This window comes from Achromobacter spanius, assembly GCF_029637605.1.
GTDB classification, from domain to species: Bacteria; Pseudomonadota; Gammaproteobacteria; order Burkholderiales; family Burkholderiaceae_B; genus Achromobacter; species Achromobacter spanius_E.
Map to the genome: position 1 here is coordinate 1985142 of NZ_CP121261.1, position 19763 is coordinate 2004904.

Annotated in this window: 20 protein-coding genes; 7 read left to right on the forward strand and 13 right to left on the reverse strand. The window is 64.2% G+C overall.

Annotated elements, in window-relative coordinates:
* Nucleotides 1–10 precede the first annotated feature (10 nt).
* Nucleotides 11–313 carry a DUF2513 domain-containing protein gene (locus P8T11_RS08625; RefSeq protein WP_268077347.1) on the forward strand — a complete coding sequence of 101 codons (303 nt, stop codon included), beginning with the start codon at nucleotides 11–13 and terminating at the stop codon, nucleotides 311–313.
* Between the two features lie 15 nt (nucleotides 314–328).
* Here P8T11_RS08625 and P8T11_RS08630 read toward each other — a convergent pair whose 3' ends face one another.
* Nucleotides 329–601, reverse strand: coding sequence for a hypothetical protein (locus tag P8T11_RS08630; protein WP_268077346.1), 273 nt, complete (start codon nucleotides 599–601; stop codon nucleotides 329–331).
* A gap of 115 nt (nucleotides 602–716) precedes the next feature.
* The gene (locus P8T11_RS08635) at nucleotides 717–1871 is read right to left on the reverse strand and encodes a DSD1 family PLP-dependent enzyme (RefSeq protein ID WP_268077345.1); all 1155 of its coding nucleotides are present in this window, start codon (nucleotides 1869–1871) and stop codon (nucleotides 717–719) included.
* 121 nt (nucleotides 1872–1992) lie between these two features.
* Between P8T11_RS08635 and P8T11_RS08640 the strand changes: the two genes are divergently transcribed.
* Nucleotides 1993–2904 (forward strand): LysR family transcriptional regulator, encoded by a 912-nt coding sequence (locus P8T11_RS08640; protein ID WP_268077344.1) that lies wholly within the window; start codon nucleotides 1993–1995, stop codon nucleotides 2902–2904.
* Between the two features lie 23 nt (nucleotides 2905–2927).
* Here P8T11_RS08640 and P8T11_RS08645 read toward each other — a convergent pair whose 3' ends face one another.
* Nucleotides 2928–3326 carry a RidA family protein gene (locus tag P8T11_RS08645; protein WP_268077343.1) on the reverse strand — a complete coding sequence of 133 codons (399 nt, stop codon included), beginning with the start codon at nucleotides 3324–3326 and terminating at the stop codon, nucleotides 2928–2930.
* A 67-nt stretch (nucleotides 3327–3393) separates the two neighbouring features.
* A complete protein-coding gene (locus P8T11_RS08650) occupies nucleotides 3394–4581 on the reverse strand; it encodes an MFS transporter (protein ID WP_418910337.1) in 1188 nt (395 codons plus the stop codon).
* 96 nt (nucleotides 4582–4677) lie between these two features.
* Here P8T11_RS08650 and P8T11_RS08655 point away from each other — a divergent pair, with 96 nt between their 5' ends.
* The 3 genes from P8T11_RS08655 to P8T11_RS08665 all read left to right on the forward strand — a co-directional run bounded on the left by P8T11_RS08655 (nucleotide 4678) and on the right by P8T11_RS08665 (nucleotide 7199).
* The gene (locus P8T11_RS08655; RefSeq protein ID WP_268077341.1) at nucleotides 4678–5271 is read left to right on the forward strand and encodes a TetR/AcrR family transcriptional regulator; all 594 of its coding nucleotides are present in this window, start codon (nucleotides 4678–4680) and stop codon (nucleotides 5269–5271) included.
* A 48-nt stretch (nucleotides 5272–5319) separates the two neighbouring features.
* Nucleotides 5320–6741 carry an MFS transporter gene (locus P8T11_RS08660; protein WP_268077340.1) on the forward strand — a complete coding sequence of 474 codons (1422 nt, stop codon included), beginning with the start codon at nucleotides 5320–5322 and terminating at the stop codon, nucleotides 6739–6741.
* 149 nt (nucleotides 6742–6890) lie between these two features.
* Nucleotides 6891–7199: a hypothetical protein gene (locus P8T11_RS08665; protein ID WP_268077339.1), complete on the forward strand. Its 309-nt coding sequence runs from the start codon at nucleotides 6891–6893 to the stop codon at nucleotides 7197–7199.
* Nucleotides 7200–7315: 116 nt separating this feature from the next.
* On the opposite strand, the gene P8T11_RS08670 is transcribed toward P8T11_RS08665, so the two are convergent.
* Both P8T11_RS08670 and P8T11_RS08675 read right to left on the reverse strand, forming a co-directional pair.
* Entirely contained in the window at nucleotides 7316–7564 is a 249-nt protein-coding gene (locus tag P8T11_RS08670; RefSeq protein WP_268077338.1) for a hypothetical protein, read from the reverse strand.
* A 129-nt stretch (nucleotides 7565–7693) separates the two neighbouring features.
* Nucleotides 7694–9325 (reverse strand): intermembrane transport protein PqiB, encoded by a 1632-nt coding sequence (locus P8T11_RS08675; RefSeq protein WP_268077337.1) that lies wholly within the window; start codon nucleotides 9323–9325, stop codon nucleotides 7694–7696.
* A gap of 98 nt (nucleotides 9326–9423) precedes the next feature.
* Here P8T11_RS08675 and P8T11_RS08680 point away from each other — a divergent pair, with 98 nt between their 5' ends.
* Nucleotides 9424–9918 carry a GNAT family N-acetyltransferase gene (locus P8T11_RS08680; protein ID WP_268077336.1) on the forward strand — a complete coding sequence of 165 codons (495 nt, stop codon included), beginning with the start codon at nucleotides 9424–9426 and terminating at the stop codon, nucleotides 9916–9918.
* Here the strand turns inward: P8T11_RS08680 and P8T11_RS08685 are convergent.
* Both P8T11_RS08685 and kdsA read right to left on the reverse strand, forming a co-directional pair.
* The gene (locus P8T11_RS08685; protein ID WP_268077335.1) at nucleotides 9915–10223 is read right to left on the reverse strand and encodes a carbohydrate isomerase; all 309 of its coding nucleotides are present in this window, start codon (nucleotides 10221–10223) and stop codon (nucleotides 9915–9917) included. The two genes, P8T11_RS08680 and P8T11_RS08685, sit on opposite strands and share 4 nt — an antisense overlap.
* Nucleotides 10224–10292: 69 nt before the next feature.
* The gene (gene kdsA / locus P8T11_RS08690) at nucleotides 10293–11150 is read right to left on the reverse strand and encodes a 3-deoxy-8-phosphooctulonate synthase (protein ID WP_050445270.1); all 858 of its coding nucleotides are present in this window, start codon (nucleotides 11148–11150) and stop codon (nucleotides 10293–10295) included.
* 221 nt (nucleotides 11151–11371) lie between these two features.
* Here kdsA and P8T11_RS08695 point away from each other — a divergent pair, with 221 nt between their 5' ends.
* Nucleotides 11372–12589, forward strand: a complete 1218-nt coding sequence (locus tag P8T11_RS08695; RefSeq protein WP_268077334.1) for a hypothetical protein — start codon at nucleotides 11372–11374, stop codon at nucleotides 12587–12589.
* 77 nt (nucleotides 12590–12666) lie between these two features.
* Here P8T11_RS08695 and P8T11_RS08700 read toward each other — a convergent pair whose 3' ends face one another.
* From P8T11_RS08700 to P8T11_RS08720, 5 genes are read right to left on the reverse strand one after another with little or no spacing between them, the layout of a single operon-like run.
* On the reverse strand, nucleotides 12667–13251 hold the full coding sequence (locus tag P8T11_RS08700; RefSeq protein WP_268077333.1) for a glycerol-3-phosphate responsive antiterminator: 585 nt from the start codon (nucleotides 13249–13251) through the stop codon (nucleotides 12667–12669).
* Nucleotides 13252–13253: 2 nt separating this feature from the next.
* Nucleotides 13254–14810, reverse strand: a complete 1557-nt coding sequence (locus P8T11_RS08705) for an FAD-binding oxidoreductase (protein ID WP_268077332.1) — start codon at nucleotides 14808–14810, stop codon at nucleotides 13254–13256.
* Nucleotides 14807–16486, reverse strand: a complete 1680-nt coding sequence (locus tag P8T11_RS08710) for a glycerol-3-phosphate dehydrogenase/oxidase (RefSeq protein WP_268077331.1) — start codon at nucleotides 16484–16486, stop codon at nucleotides 14807–14809. The genes P8T11_RS08705 and P8T11_RS08710 overlap by 4 nt, the downstream gene beginning before the upstream one ends.
* A complete protein-coding gene (locus P8T11_RS08715; protein WP_268077330.1) occupies nucleotides 16483–18024 on the reverse strand; it encodes an FGGY family carbohydrate kinase in 1542 nt (513 codons plus the stop codon). The genes P8T11_RS08710 and P8T11_RS08715 overlap by 4 nt, the downstream gene beginning before the upstream one ends.
* Nucleotides 18021–19478: an MFS transporter gene (locus P8T11_RS08720; protein ID WP_268077329.1), complete on the reverse strand. Its 1458-nt coding sequence runs from the start codon at nucleotides 19476–19478 to the stop codon at nucleotides 18021–18023. The genes P8T11_RS08715 and P8T11_RS08720 overlap by 4 nt, the downstream gene beginning before the upstream one ends.
* Between the last annotated feature and the right edge of the window lie 285 nt (nucleotides 19479–19763).

Consider the following 19763-nt stretch of genomic DNA (forward strand, 5'->3'; position numbering starts at 1 on the left):
GGTGAACATCATGCAACGCGATTTCGATCTGGTCGTCACGATTTTGGGCGCCCTGCGCGACGCGCCTGGCCCCAACCTGAGCACGCACGACATCAAGAACGCCGCACTGGCCCCGCACCCGGAAGAACAGGGCTTGCAGGTCATTGCGCATCACCTGGACCTTTTGGCCGATGCCGGCCTGGTCAAGCAGGTGAGCGAAACGGCAGCCAATGCGGGTGCGGCGCGGTGGCGCATTACCTGGAAGGGTTACGACGCGCTTGAGCAGGACGAAGATGACGAGGACGACGGCGAGATTTTCGACGCCGAAGAGTAAGCAGAAAGCCTGGGCTCAGCGGCGCTGCAAGATGCGCCGCGTGAGCAAGGATGCGGCCGTGCCGATCACCAGGCTGAACATGAAGGCGGCAATGGCCAGCATGACCGCCAGGTCGCTGAAGCCGCCTTGGCGCGCCAGCACCACCACGGCGATGCAGACCGTCGTGGCCAGCGCGATCACCCCCAGAAGCACCTGCTTGACCGAGCGCAAGCGGCCGCAGAGCGAGCCGCCCACCAGCGCGGCCGCCACCATCGCGGCCATGAACCAGAACAAATATTCGTACTGCATCAGGCGACTCCCCTGGGACGTTGAGGCGCCCGCATTATAGGCGCGCGCCTTGCGCCCCGACGGCCCTCAGGGACCCATGCTGACTTCCCTGCCCTGCACCTGGCCAAGCCAAGGCTTACCAGCCACGAAAGCGGTCCCAGCGGGCCACCACACCCTGCTCGCCGGCCCGCACGACGTGGTAGGCGTCATGTTGGGCGCACGTGGCGCAGGCGTGATTCGGAACGATACGCAGCTTGGTGCCCAAGGGTAGGTCCGGCAAGCTGGCGCCGCTGCCCGCGCGCAGCTTGATAATGCCCTGCTCCTGGTTGGTTTCCGCCAACAGCAGATCAGGATAGACCTTGCCCTGCGCATCGCACACCAAGCCGTACAACTGATCGACCGGCTGTTTGGCGGTGCCACGATCGCGGGACATGGCCATCCAGCCTGCGTCGACCAGAATCCAGCCTTTGTCTGGCTGGTGTCCGATGACGGTGGTCAGCACGGTGGCCGCGATGTCATCCACGGAACAGACGCCCAGGCCGGCCATCACCAGGTCGAAAAAGACGTAGACGCCCGCGCGCACTTCCGTCACGCCCGCCAGGCTGCGGGCAAAATGCGCGGTGGGCGTGGACCCTACGCTGACGACGGGGCACGGCAGCCCGGCTGCGCGGATGGCGTCGGCGCAACCGACCGCCGCGGCGCGCTCCTGCTCGGCCATGTCGGCGATCGCCTCAAGGCTGCGGCAGCCATAGGACTCGCCGGCGTGGGTCATCACGCCGCGCAGGCAATCCGCCTGGGCAAGCACCTGGGCAATCGCCAACAGGTGTTCGTGGTTGTCGGGTTGCACGCCGGCGCGATGGCCGTCACAGTCGATTTCGATCAGCGCGGGCAGACGCACGCCGGACGCCTTGGTTTGCGCGGCCACCATCTCGGCCGCATCGATGCTGTCGACCACAATCGTCACATCCACGCCGCGCCCGCGCAGAGCCAGCACTCGTGCAAGCTTGCCCGGCGACACGCCCACCGCATAGAGCAGATCAGTAACACCGGCGGCGGCGAACTGCTCGGCTTCCTGGAGCGTGGACACCGCGGCCGGCCCCTGCGGGCTGCTCATGACGCGGCGCGCCACGTCGATGGACTTGGGTGTTTTCAGATGTGGCCGCAGTTGCACGCCGTGCTTGGCCATCAGCGCCTTCAAGCGCTGAATGTTGTGCGTCATACGCGTTTCGTCCAGCAGCAGGCACGGGGTGTCCAGGCTGTCGAGCGGAGTTGGATTGCTGGCGGAAGTCATGGGCGAGCCTCGGAGAATGCGCAGAAGATTCGGAAAGTTCTGAATTGATGTCTCGAAGTATGGCGCGCTACTGGCTCAGCATGTTTAATGAGATCTTAATTTTTAATTAATTTAAAACTAAATGATTACCAGCGACGACCTGCGCTTTTTCCTGAGCTTGGCCGCCACCCAGTCGCTTGCGCAGGCTGCGCGCGCCCTGGACGTGACGCCCCCCGCCGTTACGCAACGGTTGCATGCCCTGGAGAAGCGTCTGGGCGTCCGGTTGGTGAACCGTTCCGGGCGGGGCACCGCCCTGACCGACGAGGGTCGATTGCTGGCGTTGCGCGCGGGGCAGATTTGCGGCGAACTCGGCAATTTGGCCGATGAGTTGGCAGGCCGGCGCGGTGTTGTGGCGGGACATTTGCGCGTCGTTGCGCCCTTGGGCTTCGGCCAGCGTTACATGGCGGGCCTGGTGGCCAGTTTTCGCACCAACAGCGAAAACATCACGGCCAGCCTGGTGTTGTCGGACGGCCCGCCCAGGTTGGCCACCGACAACTGGGATGTCATGGTGCACATCGGCGAACTGCGCGATTCCACGCTGGTGGCCTACCCCTTGGCGCCCAACCGCCGCATTTTGTGCGCGTCACCCGCCTATCTGGGCCGCCACGGCGCCCCCGCGAAACCGGAAGACCTGCGGGACCATGATTGCATCGCCTTGCGCGAAAACGATGAAGACGTAACGCTGTGGCGCTTCAAACGCGGCCGAGGCCCGGCCGTTGGCGTTCGCATTACCCCTGTCCTGTCCAGCAATACGGGTGCCGCCGCCCTGGAATGGGCCTTGGCTGGCCACGGCATCGTGGCGCGGTCTGAATGGGATGTCGCCCAGCACTTGAAGGCGCGTACGCTGGTGCCGCTATTGGCGGGTTGGAATTTGCCGGATGCCAATGTGGTGGCGCTGGTGAAGTCGCGCCAGGAACAGTCGGCCCGAACCGCGGGCTTCTTGGCGTATCTGCGCGAGGCCTTCGCCACGGTTCCCTGGCGCGACCAGCCCTAAGGGCTGCAAAGCACCGCGCAAAGCTAATCCAGCATGGCTTCCGCTTCGATTTCGATCAGCCATTCCGGCAGCGACAAGCCGCTGACGATCACCCACGACGACGGCGGCGGGTCGGCCGGAAAGCGGTCGCGCAGCGCTTGGGCAATGACTTCCTGATCCTCGCGCGCTGTTTCGCAAATGTAGATGCGCAGCATGATCACCTGCGCCATCGTGCCGCCCGCGGCCGCCAGCACGCGCGCGATATTGTCGAGCGCGGCCTCGGTTTGCTCTTGCAGGCCGGGGCCGACGGTGCGTTCATTGATGTCAACGCCGACCTGACCCGACAGCAGCATCCTGCGCTGCCCGGTGACGATCACCGCCTGGCTGAACCCGTATTGAACGGTGTTGAAAACGGTATCGGGATTGACGACGGTTCTGGACATGCTGCGCTCCTGTGAACGGCGCGCCCCGCAGCGCGCCAAAGCGGCCATTCTAGCGATAGGCCTGTCGCTACGCCGCGCTTGCCGCCGCGCGCGCACGCCCGCCAGGCAGCGCCACCAACAGCACGACCGCCCCCGCCCCGACCGCCGTCCAAAAGCCCGCTTGCACGCCGTAGTGGTCGACCACCCAACCCGCCATCGCCGCGCCGGCCGCCACACCCGCCCCCAGCCCTGTCACCAGCCAGGTCAGCCCTTCGGTCAGGCGCTGGCCCGGCACGCTGGTTTCGACAAGTGCCATGGCGATGATCATGGTCGGTGCAAATGACAAGCCGGCCAGCAACACGCCCAACGACAACGTGATCAGGTCGTCCACCCACAGTAGCGGCACGGTCGTGAACGCCGTTACCGCCGCCGCGATCGACAGCATGCGGGCAAGCGGCATCTGGAACTTCATGACGCCGAACACCAGCCCCGCCACGCAAGACCCCAGCGCATAGGCCGACAGCACAAGGCTGGCGCCCGCCGGCACGCCTTGTGCGCGCGCGAAGGCAACACTCAACACGTCTATGGTGCCGACGATGACGCCCATGGCCGACATCATGGCCACCAGCGCGCGCATGGATGGCATGCGCAGCACCGATGCCTCGCGCCCTGCCTGCCGGACCTGCACCGACGGGGCCGTGGCGCGCTGCAGCACGAAGGCCGTCACGCCCAGGGCCAGCAGCAAGGCGGCTGCAAGCGGCCCTGCCTGCGGAAAGAGCGCCACGCTAAGCCCCACGGCCAAGGGCGGCCCCAGGATGAAGCTGAGTTCGTCCGCCACCGACTCCAGCGCATAGGCCGTGCGCAGTTGAGGTTGATCGCGGAAGATTTCGGTCCAGCGCGCGCGGATCATGGCGGGCATGCTGGGCAAGGTGCCGGCCAAGGCGGCGAATAGGAACAGCGTCCAGTCGGGTGCACTCCATTGCACGCAAGCGGCCAGGCAGATCAATGCGGCAACGCAGATGGTCGCCGCGATTGGCAGCACCCGGCCTTGCCCGTGGCGATCTACCAAGCGTGAAATACGGGGCGCCAGCAAGGCGGTGGCCAAGGCGAAGGTCGCGGCCACGGCGCCGGCCAGCGCATAAGAACCGCGAACCTCGGAGAGCATCGTGATGATGCCAATGCCGATCATTGGCAAGGGCAGACGCGCAATGGCGCCCGCCAGAACAAAACCGGTTGCGCCAGGCGCTTTGAACAACTCGCGATACGGATTGGGCACCGATAACCTTTTGAACATTGAGTAGACGGGCAGATCGTATTCACATACATTGCGTATGTCAATTAAGATACGCGCCGTATGTCACTGGAGATCCGCATGCCCCGCACCCGCGCAGAAATGATCGAGTCCACTCGCAGCAAGCTGCTGGCCACCGCCAGACGGGCGTTTGAGCGTGAGGGCTATGCCGCGACGTCCATGGATGACTTCACCGCGGCGGCAGGATTGACGCGGGGAGCGTTGTATCACCATTTTGGTGACAAACAGGGCTTGCTTGCGGCCGTGGTCGAACAGATTGACGATGAAATGGACCAGCGGCTGAACGCCATTTCCGACAAGGCTCCCGATGCCTGGACTGCGTTGCGCGAACGCTGCAGGGCCTATCTGCGGATGGCCGCGGAGCCCGACATCCGGCGCATCGTACTGCAGGATGCCCGGGCAGTCCTGGGCGTGGCCCCCTACGCGGCGCAACAGCACTGCGCCACGTCTTTGGCTGCGTTGCTGCAGCGCTTGATCGACGAATCCGTGATCGAACCTGCCGATCCGCACGCGCTGGCGCAACTGATCAACGGCGGCCTGACGGAAAGCGCGTTGTGGATTGCCGACGCGGATGCAACATCGGGTTCGCAGCGACTGGATCGCGCGTTGCACGCGTTGGACCTGCTCTTGCGTGGCTTGCTGGGGCGCACCTAAAGCACTTATTATCCAAGCTTAAACTTGTTTAAATAATCCGGAGAGCCTGTGACCACCACCCCGACCCTAGAGTCCAGCGCGTCCTGGGGCGACTTGCTGCACGGCGCCAATGCGCTGCGATCGATCGCCCTGGCGGGTGGCGTGGCCTTGCATGCCATCAACGTCTACATCGTCACCACCATCCTGCCCAGCGTCATCAAGGACATTGGGGGGCTGGAGTACTACGCCTGGAACACGACCCTGTTCGTGGTGACCTCCATCATCGGGTCGGCACTGTCCGCCAAGCTGATCGAAACGCTGGGGCCGCGCAATGCCTATCTCTTTGCGGTTGCCGTGTTCAGCGCGGGCGCGATCATCTGCGCGCTGGCGCCCGGCATGCCGGTGCTGTTGGCGGGGCGCAGCGTGCAGGGATTGGGCGGCGGCATACTTTTCGCCTTGAGCTATGCGCTGATCCGGTTGGTATTCGACGCCCCGCTTTGGTCGCGCGCCATGGCACTGGTGTCATGCATGTGGGGCGTGGCAACGCTGTCCGGCCCCGCAATCGGCGGCATTTTTGCGCAAGCGGGGTACTGGCGGCTGGCATTCTGGGCACTGCTGCCGGTGGCGGCCGCGCTGGCCTTGATCGTCGCCTTCAAAGTCGGCGGACGGGCCTCGGTGCCACCTGCGCCTCCCTCGTCCTTGCCGCTGCGCACGTTGGCGTTGCTGGTGGCTTCGGTGCTGGCCGTCACGCTGGCCAGCCTGTCGACACAGTGGGGCTGGAACGCGGCGGGCATCGCGGTGGGGTTGGCCATCGCCGCGGCGGTCGCTCGCGTCGATTCGCGCGCCCGCAACCGCTTGCTGCCCACGGGCGCCTATTCAATCGGTGCGCAGCTAGGCGCCTTGTATGCCGTGATGTGCCTGGTGGTGGCGGCCATCGCCACCGAGATATTCGTGCCCTACTTTCTGCAGGTCATCCACGGCATGACACCCTTGACCGCCGGCTACATGACGGCGGCAATGGGCGCGGGCTGGACACTTGCCGCCATGCCCAGCGCCACCCGCTCGGGACCGGCCGCCGACCGCCTGGTTCGCGTCAGCCCCGTCGTGATCCTGGCTGCGTTGATCGGCTTGTCGGTGATGACGCCGCAAGCGTCCATCCTGGCGTCCACCGCCGGCCTCGCCGCCTACATCGTTGCCCTGATGGGCGTGGGTTTCGGCATTGGCCTTGCCTGGCCGCATCTGCTGACAAAAGTGTTCACGGTCGCCCCCAAGGGCGAAGAAACGCTGACGTCGTCGTCAATTACCACCGTGCAGCTTTACGCCGCCGCGCTGACCGCGGCGCTGGCGGGAGTGGTGGTCAATAGCGCCGGCCTGGTCGACCCGGGTGGCGTCGAGGGGGCTCGGCACGCGGCACGCTGGCTGTTTGCCGCCTTTGCGCTGGCGCCCGCGTTGGCGCTGACGCTGTTGCCCAGAGTGACTCGCGTGGCCTGACGCGCCCCAAAGCGGCGCCCCAAGCGGCGCCCCGCGACCGCCATCACCGTCAAATTTTGGACTATTCGGACCGGAAATACAGCAAAGGCGGTATGGAACGTCACACGGGTCTTTGCTACGCTCACAGGCACCTGAAGAAGGTGGCGCCCATGAGCAACAAGATCCGAGTCCTTTGCGTTCAACCGTCGTCTGTATCCGCGCGATTCGCATTCCTGGCGATCGCGCTGCGATGGTCTTTAGGCGCTACCCCGCGCCCTGCTCGACTGATGATCGGGCCGCACGACCTTGAACTGATCGGGTCGGAATCGGCCTTCTGGCGTTTCGCGGCGCGGCATGCGCTGTTGGGCCAGTCGTTCCTGGTAACGCGCGGCGGCCACTGGGATGTGGCGGCGTCGGTGGACGGTGACGAAGTCCACGCTTTTGGGCGCAAATTTGCCCTTAGCCAATGCCTGTATTAGGCATTTTTGAATGACGCGGCCCGGATTCGATTGATGCTCGGGATTGAAGCCCGGCGTTGATGGCTGACGTTGATATCTGGCATTGATGGCCCGGGCCTATGCCTTGTTCTCAACCATCAGCCTGGCTTGCGTTGAAAGGTCGCCATTTCCTCAGCGGTCCAACGCTGCCGGGCCTCGTCCTGGCAGCACGAGCGAAAAACCAGAGCGCCTACGCCCAGGAACCGGTCGACGTCCGCATCCGTCAGCTTGCCCTGCACCTCCAACAGGCAATCCGCATACGCGGACAACACCCCATCCCAGCCGTCCAGTCGGTCGGGCGCTACGGGCTGAGAAATCATGCGCGCCATCATTTCACTATGGTCCATTCGATGTCTCCCCTCGGATACCGCACTGACGCCGCAATGCGGCAACTTTGTCCGCGCGATATCCAGCAAGTGGCATGCCCAAGCACCGCCCACCCTAGTAGGCATCGGGTCAGGAAGATATTCCGGCGCCTACCGTCGTGGCGTTACATCCGGCGCCCTGCCTCGCAATAGCGCGTCGGGGTTCGTCTGAAGATAATCGGACAATTCCCGCAATGAGCGGGCCGCGCGGCCAAGCTCACGCAGGGCGGTATCGGTGCTTAATGGCAAGCGCGAATCCGGAGCCAGCAGCGCGCTCAAGGCAACCAGCGACCGGTTGGCTTGGCGCAGCATGGCCTGCGCCTCGGGAGCCAGTTGCGTATCCAGCCGCTTGACCAGGCGGGACGCGCCACGCAGCGCGCCCGCCAGCTCCGAGCCGATGGCATCAAACGGCACCTTGTCCAGCTTCGTCAAAATGCTGTTCAACTGCTGCTGCAACTGGTCCAGATTATTTGGCACGGTGGGGATGAACGGTCGATCTTCCATCTTGAACGTCACCGGCGGTGCGTCGGGAAACTCGGCCAGCGCCACATACAGTTGCCCCGTCAACAGATTGCCGATGCGCAACTGCGCCCGCGTGCCGCGCGCCACCATCGCCGTCAGCAATCTGCCGCTGGGGTGGGCGGTGTCGGCGCCCGAGAATTCCCTGATACGTCGGAATGTCTGTCCGCCCAGGCGTTCGGGATACACCGTGGCGGAAACTTCCGCAAAGAACTGTTTGGTGGCGTCGTCGAAATCCAGGTTGATCGCATCGACCTGCCCGATGAGCACCCCGTAGGCGTCAATGGGCGCGCCGACCGCCAAGCCGCGCACCGACTGATCAAAACGCATGCGAATACGCAGTGGGACGCCATCTGGCTGGGCACGGGCAGCCGCTTCATTGGGAAAAATGGTGTAGGTTGCGCCGTCCGCGGCGGCCTGGGGGCCGTCCTGGTCCAAGGTATCAAAGGCCACACCGCCGATGAACACCGACACCAGGGATTGCGACCGCATTTGCAGGCCGCGCGAGTCGACGCTGAAATCCACGCCGCTTGCATTCCAGAAGCGCGTGCTGGGGTTGACGTAGGCGTCATTGGGCGCGTCGATAAAAACTTGCACGTCGACGCCACCGCCGCCCTTGGATAGCCCGTAGTTCACCACCTGCCCCACGGGAATGCGGCGGTAATAAACGGGCGAGCCGATATCCAGGGACCCCAGATCCGTCGCGTGCAGCGTGAAACGCTTGCCGGCGCGGTCCTGAGCCACTTCAGGCGGCACTTCCAGGCCCGTGAATTCGGTTTTCCGTTCGCCCTGCGCGCCTTTTTTTTCCTGGTCACCAACCGGGTCCAGGCCAATGTAGGAACCGGACAGCAGCGTGCCCAGGCCGGAGACGCCGCTGAGGGTCAGGCGCGGCCGTACCACCCAGAACACGGTGCCCTCCCGCAGCAGGCTGGCGGCGTCATTGTCAACGCGGATCGTCACCACCACGCCGTTGCGTTCCGGATTCAGGCTGACGCGCTCCACCAGTCCCACCGTGACTTCCTTGTACCGGACCTGCGTCTTGCCGGCCTCCAGCCCCTCGGCGGTCTGGAAGTGGATGGTAGCCGTGGGGCCGGCGTTGAGCCAGGCCTGCACCACCAGCAGCAATCCACCGATCACGGCAATCACGGGCACCAGCCATATCCAGGATATGCGGCGTGCCTTGCGCGGCGGAATTGTGGGTGCTGCGGAACCAGACTCGGCCATCGAGGATATCTCCTTCGTGTACGCAGCAGACCCGAACGCCCGCCAGCAAGCGCCTGGAATAGCAGGTAGCATGGCCCTCCTATTTGGAGGAAGTCAACGTGAATATCGCCATCCGCCCCGCAGCCCCTTCGGACGCGGCCCAGATCTACGCCTTCATCACTGAACTGGCCGTCTACGAACGCGCCGCGCATGAAGTGATCGCGAGCGCCGACGACGTCGCCCGCACCCTGTTCGCCCCCGGGGCGCCAGCCAAGGCCTTGATGTGCCTGGCGGACGGCAAACCCATCGGGTACGCCGTCTATTTCTACAGCTATTCCACCTGGCTAGGCAAGAACGGTATTTACCTGGAAGACCTGTACATCACCCCCGAGCACCGCGGCATTGGCGCCGGGCGCGACCTGTTGCGCCACCTGGCACAGGAAGCCGTGGCCAACGATTGCGGCCGGCTGGAATGGAGCGTGCTGGACTGGAACCAGCCGGCTATCGACTTCTATGTGTCGATCGGCGCGCGGCCGCTGGATGAATGGGTGCGCTACCGCCTGACCGACGATGCGCTGAAGCAGTTCGCCGAAGGCCGTCGCCAGCCCGCCTAGAATTCGGGCAGATCGAACAGTGTGTGCAGCGTAGAGCTGGGGGCGGGCACGGACGCAAGCAGCTCGCGTCCGTCGTCAGCCACCAACACCCGGACGGGTCGCAGCGCCACGCTGGTGCCGTCCACACTGATGGCGGTTTCCACGTCCACCCCCGCCTTGATCGCGTCGATCACCTCGGATGCCGACGCGGTGCCGGGTTCGGTGACCCAGCCCGGTACGCCGCGCTCGGCCTGGCCCCAGCGTACATAGGTGATGTGCCCGCTGACGGGCTCTTTTCGAACGGCGACGATCACGTAAAAAGACATCCAGGCCTCCCTGAAGTGGTGTGGCCAGGATCGTATAGCAAGTTGCCGGTGATGGCATACCCGCCCGCGTCAGGGTTCGATATCGATGGCCGCAAAGGATTTCACCAGATCGTCCAGTTGCTTAAGCTGGGTCAGGAAAGGTTCAAGCTTGTCCAGCGGCAACGCGCTGGGGCCGTCGCACTTGGCGTTCTTGGGGTCGGGATGGGCTTCCAGGAACAAGCCCGCCAGGCCAACCGCCATGCCGGCGCGCGCCAACTCGGCCACCTGTGCGCGTCGGCCGCCGGACGCCGCGTCCAGCGCCGAGCGCTGCTGCAAGGCGTGGGTCACGTCGAAAATCAGCGGACGGTTGTTCGTCACCTTTTTCATGACGCCGAAACCCAGCATGTCGACCACCAGGTTGTCGTAGCCGAAGCTGGTGCCACGGTCGCAGAGAATCAGCTTGTCGTTGCCAGCCTCGGTGAACTTTTCAACAATGTTCAGCATCTGGGTCGGGCTGAGGAACTGCGGCTTCTTGATGTTGACCACGCGCTGGGTCTGCGCCAGCGCCACCACCAGATCGGTCTGACGAGCAAGGAAGGCCGGCAACTGCAGGATGTCGGCCACTTCCGCGACCGGCGCGGCCTGCCAGGGTTCGTGCACATCGGTAATAACGGGCACGCCGAATTCCTTCTTTACCGCTTCGAAGATCTTCATGCCCTCTTCCAGGCCCGGCCCCCGGTAGGAATGGATGGAGGAGCGGTTGGCCTTGTCGAACGAGGCCTTGAACACGTACGGGATGCCCAGCTTGCGGGTTACGCGTTGATATTCCTCGCACGCGCGCAGCGCCAGATCCAGGGATTCCAGTACGTTGATACCGCCAAATAGCACGAAGGGGCGATCATTGGCGCAGTGGATCGACGAGGAAATAGCAACTTCTGGGGCGGTCATGATGGGCGAATCCTGTAAAAATTTTGCGGGTGACAGTGCGTAATGTACAACTAGCCCAAGCCGAAAAACGCGCTTGCGGCCCAAGCCGGCCGTGCCGCGCTGGTCATCGCCCTGCCAGCCATGTGTGGCGTTATCGCTGGACGCGGTGGATATCCCTGTCCACAATGACCCGTCGCGGCCCGGCCATTGCGCCGGCCAGCATTTGAATCAAAGGCGGGCTCATGGGTTTCTTAGACACACTGTTCCGGCGCACGCCCTCGCCGGACCAGTTCGCCAAGCTGTTCGTGGCGGCGGCGCGCAAACAAGGCTTCGAGGGCGATGTGGCGTACAAGGCCGACGAATTTCGGTTATTGCTGGGTGAAGGCTCGTACTTCAACCTGCATAACGCCTACCACGCCTACTGCAACACGCAGGGGGCGCAGCAAAAGCGCGCCTTACAGGGTTTCGTGTCGGCCTTGGCAGGCAGCAAGCAGGCAACGCCGCAGCAGGCCACGGTGATCAGGCCGATGCTACGCGCCGTGATCCGCAGCCGTACCGCGCTGGAAGACGTGCGCCTGCATCACGTTCGCACCGAAGGCGACGACAGCTCCTTCCACCCCGCCTTTCAGCCGTTTGGCGACGATTGCGTGGTGCTGCTGGCGCTGGACCACCCGGACGCGATCTCCACCCTGACCAACGGCCCCGAGGCCGCCTGGCAACTGACGTACGACGAGGCCCTGGCCATTGCCATCGACAACCTGCGCGACACCCCCGACAACTTTACCGAGCTTGCGCCAGGCGTCTACCGTGGCGGATGGGGCGACGGCTACGACATCAGCCGCGCCCTGCTGCCCGACATGATCGAGCGCGTACCGGTGCGCGGCCGGCCGGTCTTCATGATGCCCACGCGCGACGTGCTGCTTGTTAGCGGTGACAACGACCACAACGGCATGACCATGATGGTTGAACTGTGCCACCAGGCGCTGACGCAAGGCCGTTCGGTCAGCGCGCACATGTACCACTACGAAGAGCGGCAAGCACTGCGCTATGTGCCCAAGGATTCATCGCTTGCGCAACGCCAGGCGCATCTTGCCCGCCTGCTCGACAAGTCCGACTACGACGCGCAGAAGGCCACGCTGGACCATATCCACGAAGAACAGGGCATGGATATCTATGTGGCCAACTACAACCTGTTCACGGCGGACGACGACCCGGTCATGTCGTTCTCGTTGGCGTCATGGACGCGCGGGGTCGACACGTCGCTGCCCAAGGTTGACCGCCTGGCCCTGGTGCGCCCCGAGGCCGAAGACGAGCTCGGCGAAGTGAGGGTGGTGTCATGGGAACAGTCGGCGCATCTGCTGGAGCCCTTGCTGACCAAAGAACCGGGGTACCCGGTCCGGTATCGCACTCGCGGCTTTCCCGAAGACTCCCAGCTTGCCGAATTGGACGAAGTGCCGTAATCGGCAGTGAAGGCTCTGATCAGTAACGCCCGAGGACGCTGCCTACGCAAGGACGGCGGCGGTCCCCCGGGCATATCTCAACCCTTGAGCTGCCGAGCCTCCAGGCTCCACAACACCGGATCGCTTGTGGATACCCCCACCGCCCCGTGCTTCATGGCGATGCCGATGTCCGTCTGGTTGCAGACGAACCCCGAGGCAACGATGGGCGGCAGCGCTTGCAAGTCTTGCTTGGCCATGTGCGTCAGCATGGGTGCGGGCATCAACTGAACCAGGTTGGGGTCGCTTTGCTCCAGCGCCTTGACGCTGCGCGGCCAGGTCGAACGGTCGGTCACGAACACCTTTTGCATGGTGACCATGCCCGCCCGGTTGGCACGTTGAATGGTGGCCACGCGGGTGGATACCAGGCTGGCCACGCCGATATCGGCCAGGTATTCCACCCCGCCCTTGTCCTGCGACAGGCCCTCGCAACTGTCGATGTTGACGATGGCGAACTTGCCCGCGCGCTTCAAGGTGGCGATGACGGGCGCCAGCTTGCGCAGTTCGACGTTGGCGACGATACCGATTTCGGCCACGCTGCCCACGAAGGTGTTGATCTGCTCAAGCCCGTACAAGGTCGCAATGACCGGGTGACGCGCCAGACATGCCCCAAATGACCTATCCATGGTTATCGATCTTCCTGACCGTAAAAGCGCTGATCGCTCAAGCCCAGCTTGCCCGGGTTCAGCAGGTTTTGGGGATCCAGCTGGCGCTTGACGGCAAGCATCAGATTGAACGCGCCGCCCAGCGATTCCTGCATGTACGGCGCCCGCAACAAGCCCACGCCATGATGGTGGCTGAGCGCGGCATTATATTTAATCAGCACGGCGTTGGCGGCATCCCAGGCGGTGCGATACCACGTGGCGCGCTGCTCCACCGCGACGTCGCCGCGCAACGAAAAATACAGGCAGGCGCCGTCCACGTAAGCATGCGACTGGTGCGCGGACCCCGCCAGCGTGCCGGGCACCGCATTCACCGCCGCCACCACCTCGTCGTAGATGGCGGACAGGTCGCTCCAGCGCCCCGACATTTCCAGCGTATCGGCCACGAAGCCCGGGCTGCGCTTGAAGCCTTCGGCGCTTTTTCCGGTCAGGTAGCGCGTTTCCAGCCAGCGTTCGAAGATGGCCTCGCCGTCGAGCTTTTCGCCCAGTTCCTCGCAGACGCCTTCGCTGATCTGCATGACGGCGTCCACCATCTGGCGCGCGCCCTCATCGGCCACCAGCAACACGTTCAGGTCAGGCCGGTTGAACTGCACGCCGCTTTCCAATTCGTCGTACAGGCGCAGCGCCGCGGGGTTTGCGCCGCGCTGCATGATCTCGCGGCAGGCATCCAGGCCGATGGCAAAGGTCTTGAAACCGTAGGCGATGGCGCGGCCATAGTCGGGCAGCCTATGCAGCTTCAAACGCAGCCGCACGATCACGCCCAGCGTGCCTTCCGACCCGATGAACAACTGCTGCAGGTCCGGCCCCACCGCCGCGCGCGAGTAGCCGCCCACCGTGACCAAGCTGCCGTCCGCCAGCACCACGTCCATGCCGAACACCATGTCTTCGATCTTGCCGTAGCGCGTGGACAGTTGCCCTGCCCCGCGGCAGGCAGCCCAGCCGCCCACGGTGCTGATGCCGAACGACGACGGCCAATGACCCATCGTCAACCCGTATTCCTTCTGGATGGTCTCTTCGAAGACATCGCCGAACATGCCGGCTTCCACGTCCACGATCTGGCTGTCGCGGTCCACGCCGATCAGCTTGTTCAATTGGCAAACGTCCAGCACGATGCCACCGCGCACGGGCAAGGCCGCGCCCGTGACGTTGCTGCGTCCGGCGGACACGGTGACCGGAATCGCCGCGGCATGCGCGATGCGCATGACCGCCTGCACCTGCTCCACCGACGACACCGCCACGATAACCGCGTGCGGCGTGGCGGGCTTGCCGCCCGTCTCCGACACCATCGATCCGGCCCACCAGTCGCGGGTCCAGGCCACCACATCGCCCGTGGCGGTCAACACGTTGTCGGCCACATGGCGCAAGGAGTCCAGCTGCGCGTCAGACACGCGCACGGGGTCGCGCTGCAAGCCGGCTTCACCGCCGGTGCCTGTCAAGGTGGCGGCATAGGCCGGCGGCGTGTGTGCGCCCACCACGTAATTGCCCCGGTTATAGCCGCGCTTGATGGCTTCTTTACTGATCATTGTTCATCTCCCATGAGTATGGATTTTTCGTGCTTGATAGCAGCCAGGTATTCGTTGACCTGCTGCGCGATGGTGGCGGGCGGCACTCCGAGTTCCGCCTGCAAGATCTGTCCCACGCGGACGGCTGCTTGCGCCGAAGCGTCGCGCGCCATCAGGCGGGAGCGCATGCGCCGGGCCAGTACGTCTTCGACGGTGCCCGCCATTTCATGGCGCACTGCGTAAAGCACTTCGGCTTCGGTGTACGGCAGGCCGTGAACAATGGGCGCCAGCAAGGCCGGCGATGCCTGCATCAGGTCACTGACAAAGCGCGCCTCGGTGCCGTAGCGTTCGCCCAGATGCGCCGACATGCCGCCAGACGCCACGATGGCTTGCGGGTCGTAGCCCGCCGCCCCCAGCAGATAGGCCTTCTTGGTCTGGCAGGCGTTGCGCTGCCCCAGCACCTGCTGCGCGGCGTCGATGGTTTGCTCGGCCATATGCCGCGACGTGGTGAGCTTGCCGCCCACGATCGTGACCAAGCCGTCGGCCGACACGCGGATCTCGTGGTTGCGTTTGATCTCCAGCGTCTTGCCGCCCGGCGGCGCCACCAGCGGCCGGCAGCCCGCGATGCTGCCCACCACGTCTTCGGCTTGCAGGTCGGTCTTCAGTGCCGAGCGCGCGCCTTCCAGCAGGAAGTCGAGCTCTCGCCGCGTGCAGTACACGTCATCCAGATTGCCGTCGTAGTCTTCATCCGTCGTGCCCAGGTAAGACACGTCGCCCCAGCGCGTGATGGTGGCGCGGCGGCTGCGGCCAGGTACGGGAATGGTGACGGTACAGTCGTTGCGAATCTTCATCCACGGCACGGCCACGTGCACGCCCTTGGCCGGACGTACATGCAAGGCGGGCTCGTCGCCTTTTTTCGCGCCGGTCCAGTCGCGCAGCCACACCCCCGTAGCCATGATGACCACACGGGCGCGGGCGCGGATTTCGCGCCCGTCCGCGTGCACGATCACGCCATCGACCTTGCCTTGCGCGTCGCGCGTTACCGCGACCGCCTTGGCGTGGTTGGCCACCGCCGCGCCGTGAAAGGCGGCGGTGCGCGCAACCGTCAACGTCAGGCGCGCGTCGTCCACCCGCGCGTCGTAGTAAAGAAAGCCGCCCAGCAGGCCGTCGGCTTTGAAGGTTGGGCAATGCGACAGGACTTCCGCCGCCGTCAGCTTCTGGTGCAGGATGCCTTCGCGCCAGCCGCCGGCCATGTCGTAGGTCCAGAGCAGGCTTTCAAAGGCCTTGGACAAGCGCTTGTCAAACACCCCGTCGCGTTCCAGGATGGGAAACAGAAACGGCAGGCGCTGCACCAGATGCCGCGCATTGCGCCGCAAGCGCTGGCGCTCGTGCAGCGAATGGCGCACCAGGCCCAGGTTGCCCTGCTCGATGTAGCGCAAGCCACCATGCACCATCTTCGAAGATTTGGACGAGGTGCCCGAAGCGAAGTCGTCTTTCTCGATGACAGCGACACGGTATCCGCGCAAGGCCGCATCCAAGGCGGCATAAGCGCCGGTAATCCCGCCCCCCACGATCAACATGTCGAATTGTTCACTGCCCAACCGGTCCAAGTGTTCCTGCCGATTCAGGCGTAATGGCTCGGTGCTGGTCATGTCGGCCCGATCCTTTCTGGGCTTTCTGGATAGCCACCCGATCATTTCTGCAATGCCTCCTGGTTGTCTTGCTTGAACTGTTTTACGTGCCCCAATTCCGACCCGACCCGGGCGTGCCATAGGGCGCGGCGGCGCGCGCGTTCGTCGGCATCCACGGCGGGTTCGAACACGGCGTCGGTCACGATGGTCTTGCGGGCGTCGTGCAGCGAGGGCCATAGCAAACCGGACGCGCCCGCCAGGTAGGCGATACCGCGCAGGCTGGCGCGGTCCGCCTCTTGCATGCGGCGTATGGGAATGCCGATCAGATCGGCCTGGATCTGCAGCAAGGGGTCGCTGCGCGACAAGCCTCCGCCTACCACCAATTCCGAAACCCGAACGCCCGACGCTTCCTCATCCGCCTCGATGCAACTGGCGACCGAGTGCGCAATGCCTTCCAGAATGGCGTAGGCCACTTCGGCTTGCGTGGTGGCCATCGACACGCCGGTCAGCGAGGCGCGCGCGGCGGCTTCCATGCGCGGCACGCGCAGGCCGGTCAGGGCCGGCACGAACGTCACGCCGTTTGACGAGTCCACGGTTTGCGCCAGCGCGCTGATCTCGTGCGCGTCCTTGAACCACTTCAGCTTTTCGCACACCCAGTTCAGCGCCGACCCGGTCGTCGCCACAAAGGTCTCCACCGCAAAGTGCGACACCCCGCCCTGGCGGCGCGCCGTCATCGTCAGCGACCCGTCGGACATGCCTGCATTCGCGGGCGGCTCCGTGCCGATGATCAAGTCCACAAAGCTGCCCGTTCCATGCACACACATCGCCTGTCCCCGGTCCAGGCAGCCCAGGCCGATGGCGCCCGCGTGCTGGTCGCCGGCCGATGCCAGGATCGGCACGTCGATGCCAAGGACCTCGGGGCGGGTGCGCCCGAAATCATCCGCGTCCTGACGCAGCGTGGGCAGCAGTTCGTGCGGGAAGCCCAGTTCCTGCGTCCATTCCAGGTAATAGCGATGGTCGGCCAGCACGTAGGCGCCGGCGGACGTGGCGTTGGTGGGCGTGGTCACGCATTCGCGCCGTTGCGAAAAGTGCCACAGCAACCAGGTGTCCACGGTGCCGAACGCCAGCCGCTTGTCGCGCCACGCCTCCGCTACCTGTCGTGTATCCCGCAGATGACGCGCAGCCCACAGATACAGCGATCGCACGCCCACCGGCCGGCCGACGCGCTCGCGCAGCCGCGCATCCCATTCCGGCGCCAGCAGCTCCAATTCATCCACAAAGCGGGTGTCTTGCCAGACCATGGCCGGCACCAGCGCGCGACCCGTGTGCGTATCCCACAACACCGCGGTGGCGCGCTGCGTGGCCAGCGCCAGCGCAACGATTTCCTGGCCGGCGCGCTGGGCCTCCGCGATAGTGGCGCGGCAGACGTCGATGGTGCGGTCCAGGATGTCGTTGGCATCCTGCTCCACGACGCCCGGCCTGGGCGAGTCCACCTGCAAGGCCGCGTACTGCAGGCAAGACACCTGCCCATCGGCAGACACCGTGGCGGCGCGCGTGCCGGACGTGCCCTCGTCTATGGCCAGAATCACATTCTTGTTTGTCATCGCGAGGCTTTCCCAATGGCGGGGTCCAGGGCGGGAAGCACGACGTCGTCCTTGAACTGCGGCGCGCCGGCTTCGTTGTCGGGGTTGATGGCGGTGCGGGTGGGATCCCACTTGATCACGAAGCAGATGATGCTGGCGACAAGCGGCACGATCGACAGGATCAGGAAGGTGTTTTCCAAGCCGTAGTTTTCGCGAAACAGCGGAAACACCAACAGCCCGATTGCGGCGCCCGTCGAACCCAGCGCGCCGATGATGCCGTTGGCGCCCGCCCGCAATTCGCTGCGAAACGACAGCGACGACAGGCTCTTGCCATTGGCGCCCGGCCCGCCGGAGTGAAACAGGATGAACAGCGACGGCACGATGACGGCCACCCACAGCGGCATCTTGCCGTGGAAGGTACCCAGGATCAGCAGCATCAGGAACACCGCGGCGAAACCGAACGCCGACGCGCGCCGCAGCCCCAGCTTGCGGCCGATGTACGGCGACAAGAAGCCGCCAAAGATGCCGAACACGTTGAACACCAGGGCGCCGATGGTGGCGAAGATGAAGTCCTTGCCGAACAAGGCAGCGCTGATCAACGGCAAGTACCAGCCCACGGCGAAATACTGGATGGACTGACCAATCTGGACCGTGGCCGCCAGGATCGTGCGCGGCAGGTAGACGCCGCGAAAGATCAGCAACACGTTGGCCATGCCGCGCCTGGCCTGGTTGGTCACCGGCACCCGTTCATGCACCGGCGCGGCGACGAAGGCTTGCCCATAAATGCGGGTCATGGCGCGCGCCGCCTGTTCGACTCGCTCTTTGCGCGCCAGCCAGATCGGGCTTTCGATCATGTAGCGCAGTTGCAGCACCAGGATGACGACGGCGAAGACAGCGGTGGCTGCCACGGAATAGCGCCAGATCGAATCGCCCACGTCCCAAGAGAAGAACAGCATGGCCAGCAACAGGTTCGTGCACACGGCCGTGTACCACATGCCTTGCCACGTGTTCAGCCGGCTTTTGAATTTCAGCGGCGTGAACTCGGCCAACACGGCCATCGCAATGGCGAAGTCGATGCCGTAAGCCGCGCCGACAAAGAAGCGGCCAACCAGGATGACTTCGAAACTGGGCGCAAACATCACCAGCAGCGCGCCGATGACGGCCAGGAACTTCGCGATGATCAAGGGCCGGATGCGGCCCCAGCGGTCAGCCATCCACCCGCCGATGGGGTTGAAGGCGATAGCGACCCACGCCGCGAACGACGTCATCAGCGCTACCTGACCGGCGGTCAAACCCAGGTCGCGCGTCATGGGGCCTAATGCCGCGCTCAGGGCGGAATTGGCGAAGGCATCCAGAAACAGTCCGCCCAGCGCCAGCCACCAGATAAGGCCGGCCCGGCCAGTAATACCGGGGCGTGAATCGATATAAGCGATGACATCGTCGATGCCACGTATTTTTACAGTCGATGATTGCACAGTCGTCTCCTCTTGGAATTATTTCTGTAAGAGGTCGACGCAAACTGCGCGCAATAAAAGACCACCCTACAGATGGTCTTTTATCTAAATCTGTGCGGTGACTTTATGGGCTGCGCAAAAGGGTGTCAAGAAGAAGGCGTATCGGGATAAACCCTATTTTCCGACGTTTTCGCGGGCTAAAAGAAAGTATCCAAAGCGCCAGAAAAGTATAAGGAACGCGATTAATTTATATGTTTTTTTCTTTATTTTTCAATGACTTGCATTAATATTTCAAGCAGGCAAACT

Bases quoted from the DNA above. Each gene is read 5' to 3' on its own strand.
- P8T11_RS08625 (WP_268077347.1), top strand. From the start codon at position 11: ATGCAACGCGATTTCGATCTGGTCGTCACGATTTTGGGCGCCCTGCGC.
- P8T11_RS08630 (WP_268077346.1), bottom strand. From the start codon at position 601: ATGCAGTACGAATATTTGTTCTGGTTCATGGCCGCGATGGTGGCGGCC.
- P8T11_RS08635 (WP_268077345.1), bottom strand. From the start codon at position 1,871: ATGACTTCCGCCAGCAATCCAACTCCGCTCGACAGCCTGGACACCCCG.
- P8T11_RS08640 (WP_268077344.1), top strand. From the start codon at position 1,993: ATGATTACCAGCGACGACCTGCGCTTTTTCCTGAGCTTGGCCGCCACC.
- P8T11_RS08645 (WP_268077343.1), bottom strand. From the start codon at position 3,326: ATGTCCAGAACCGTCGTCAATCCCGATACCGTTTTCAACACCGTTCAA.
- P8T11_RS08655 (WP_268077341.1), top strand. From the start codon at position 4,678: ATGCCCCGCACCCGCGCAGAAATGATCGAGTCCACTCGCAGCAAGCTG.
- P8T11_RS08665 (WP_268077339.1), top strand. From the start codon at position 6,891: ATGAGCAACAAGATCCGAGTCCTTTGCGTTCAACCGTCGTCTGTATCC.
- P8T11_RS08670 (WP_268077338.1), bottom strand. From the start codon at position 7,564: ATGGACCATAGTGAAATGATGGCGCGCATGATTTCTCAGCCCGTAGCG.
- P8T11_RS08675 (WP_268077337.1), bottom strand. From the start codon at position 9,325: ATGGCCGAGTCTGGTTCCGCAGCACCCACAATTCCGCCGCGCAAGGCA.
- P8T11_RS08685 (WP_268077335.1), bottom strand. From the start codon at position 10,223: ATGTCTTTTTACGTGATCGTCGCCGTTCGAAAAGAGCCCGTCAGCGGG.
- kdsA (WP_050445270.1), bottom strand. From the start codon at position 11,150: ATGACCGCCCCAGAAGTTGCTATTTCCTCGTCGATCCACTGCGCCAAT.
- P8T11_RS08695 (WP_268077334.1), top strand. From the start codon at position 11,372: ATGGGTTTCTTAGACACACTGTTCCGGCGCACGCCCTCGCCGGACCAG.
- P8T11_RS08700 (WP_268077333.1), bottom strand. From the start codon at position 13,251: ATGGATAGGTCATTTGGGGCATGTCTGGCGCGTCACCCGGTCATTGCG.
- P8T11_RS08705 (WP_268077332.1), bottom strand. From the start codon at position 14,810: ATGATCAGTAAAGAAGCCATCAAGCGCGGCTATAACCGGGGCAATTAC.
- P8T11_RS08710 (WP_268077331.1), bottom strand. From the start codon at position 16,486: ATGATCGGGTGGCTATCCAGAAAGCCCAGAAAGGATCGGGCCGACATG.
- P8T11_RS08715 (WP_268077330.1), bottom strand. From the start codon at position 18,024: ATGACAAACAAGAATGTGATTCTGGCCATAGACGAGGGCACGTCCGGC.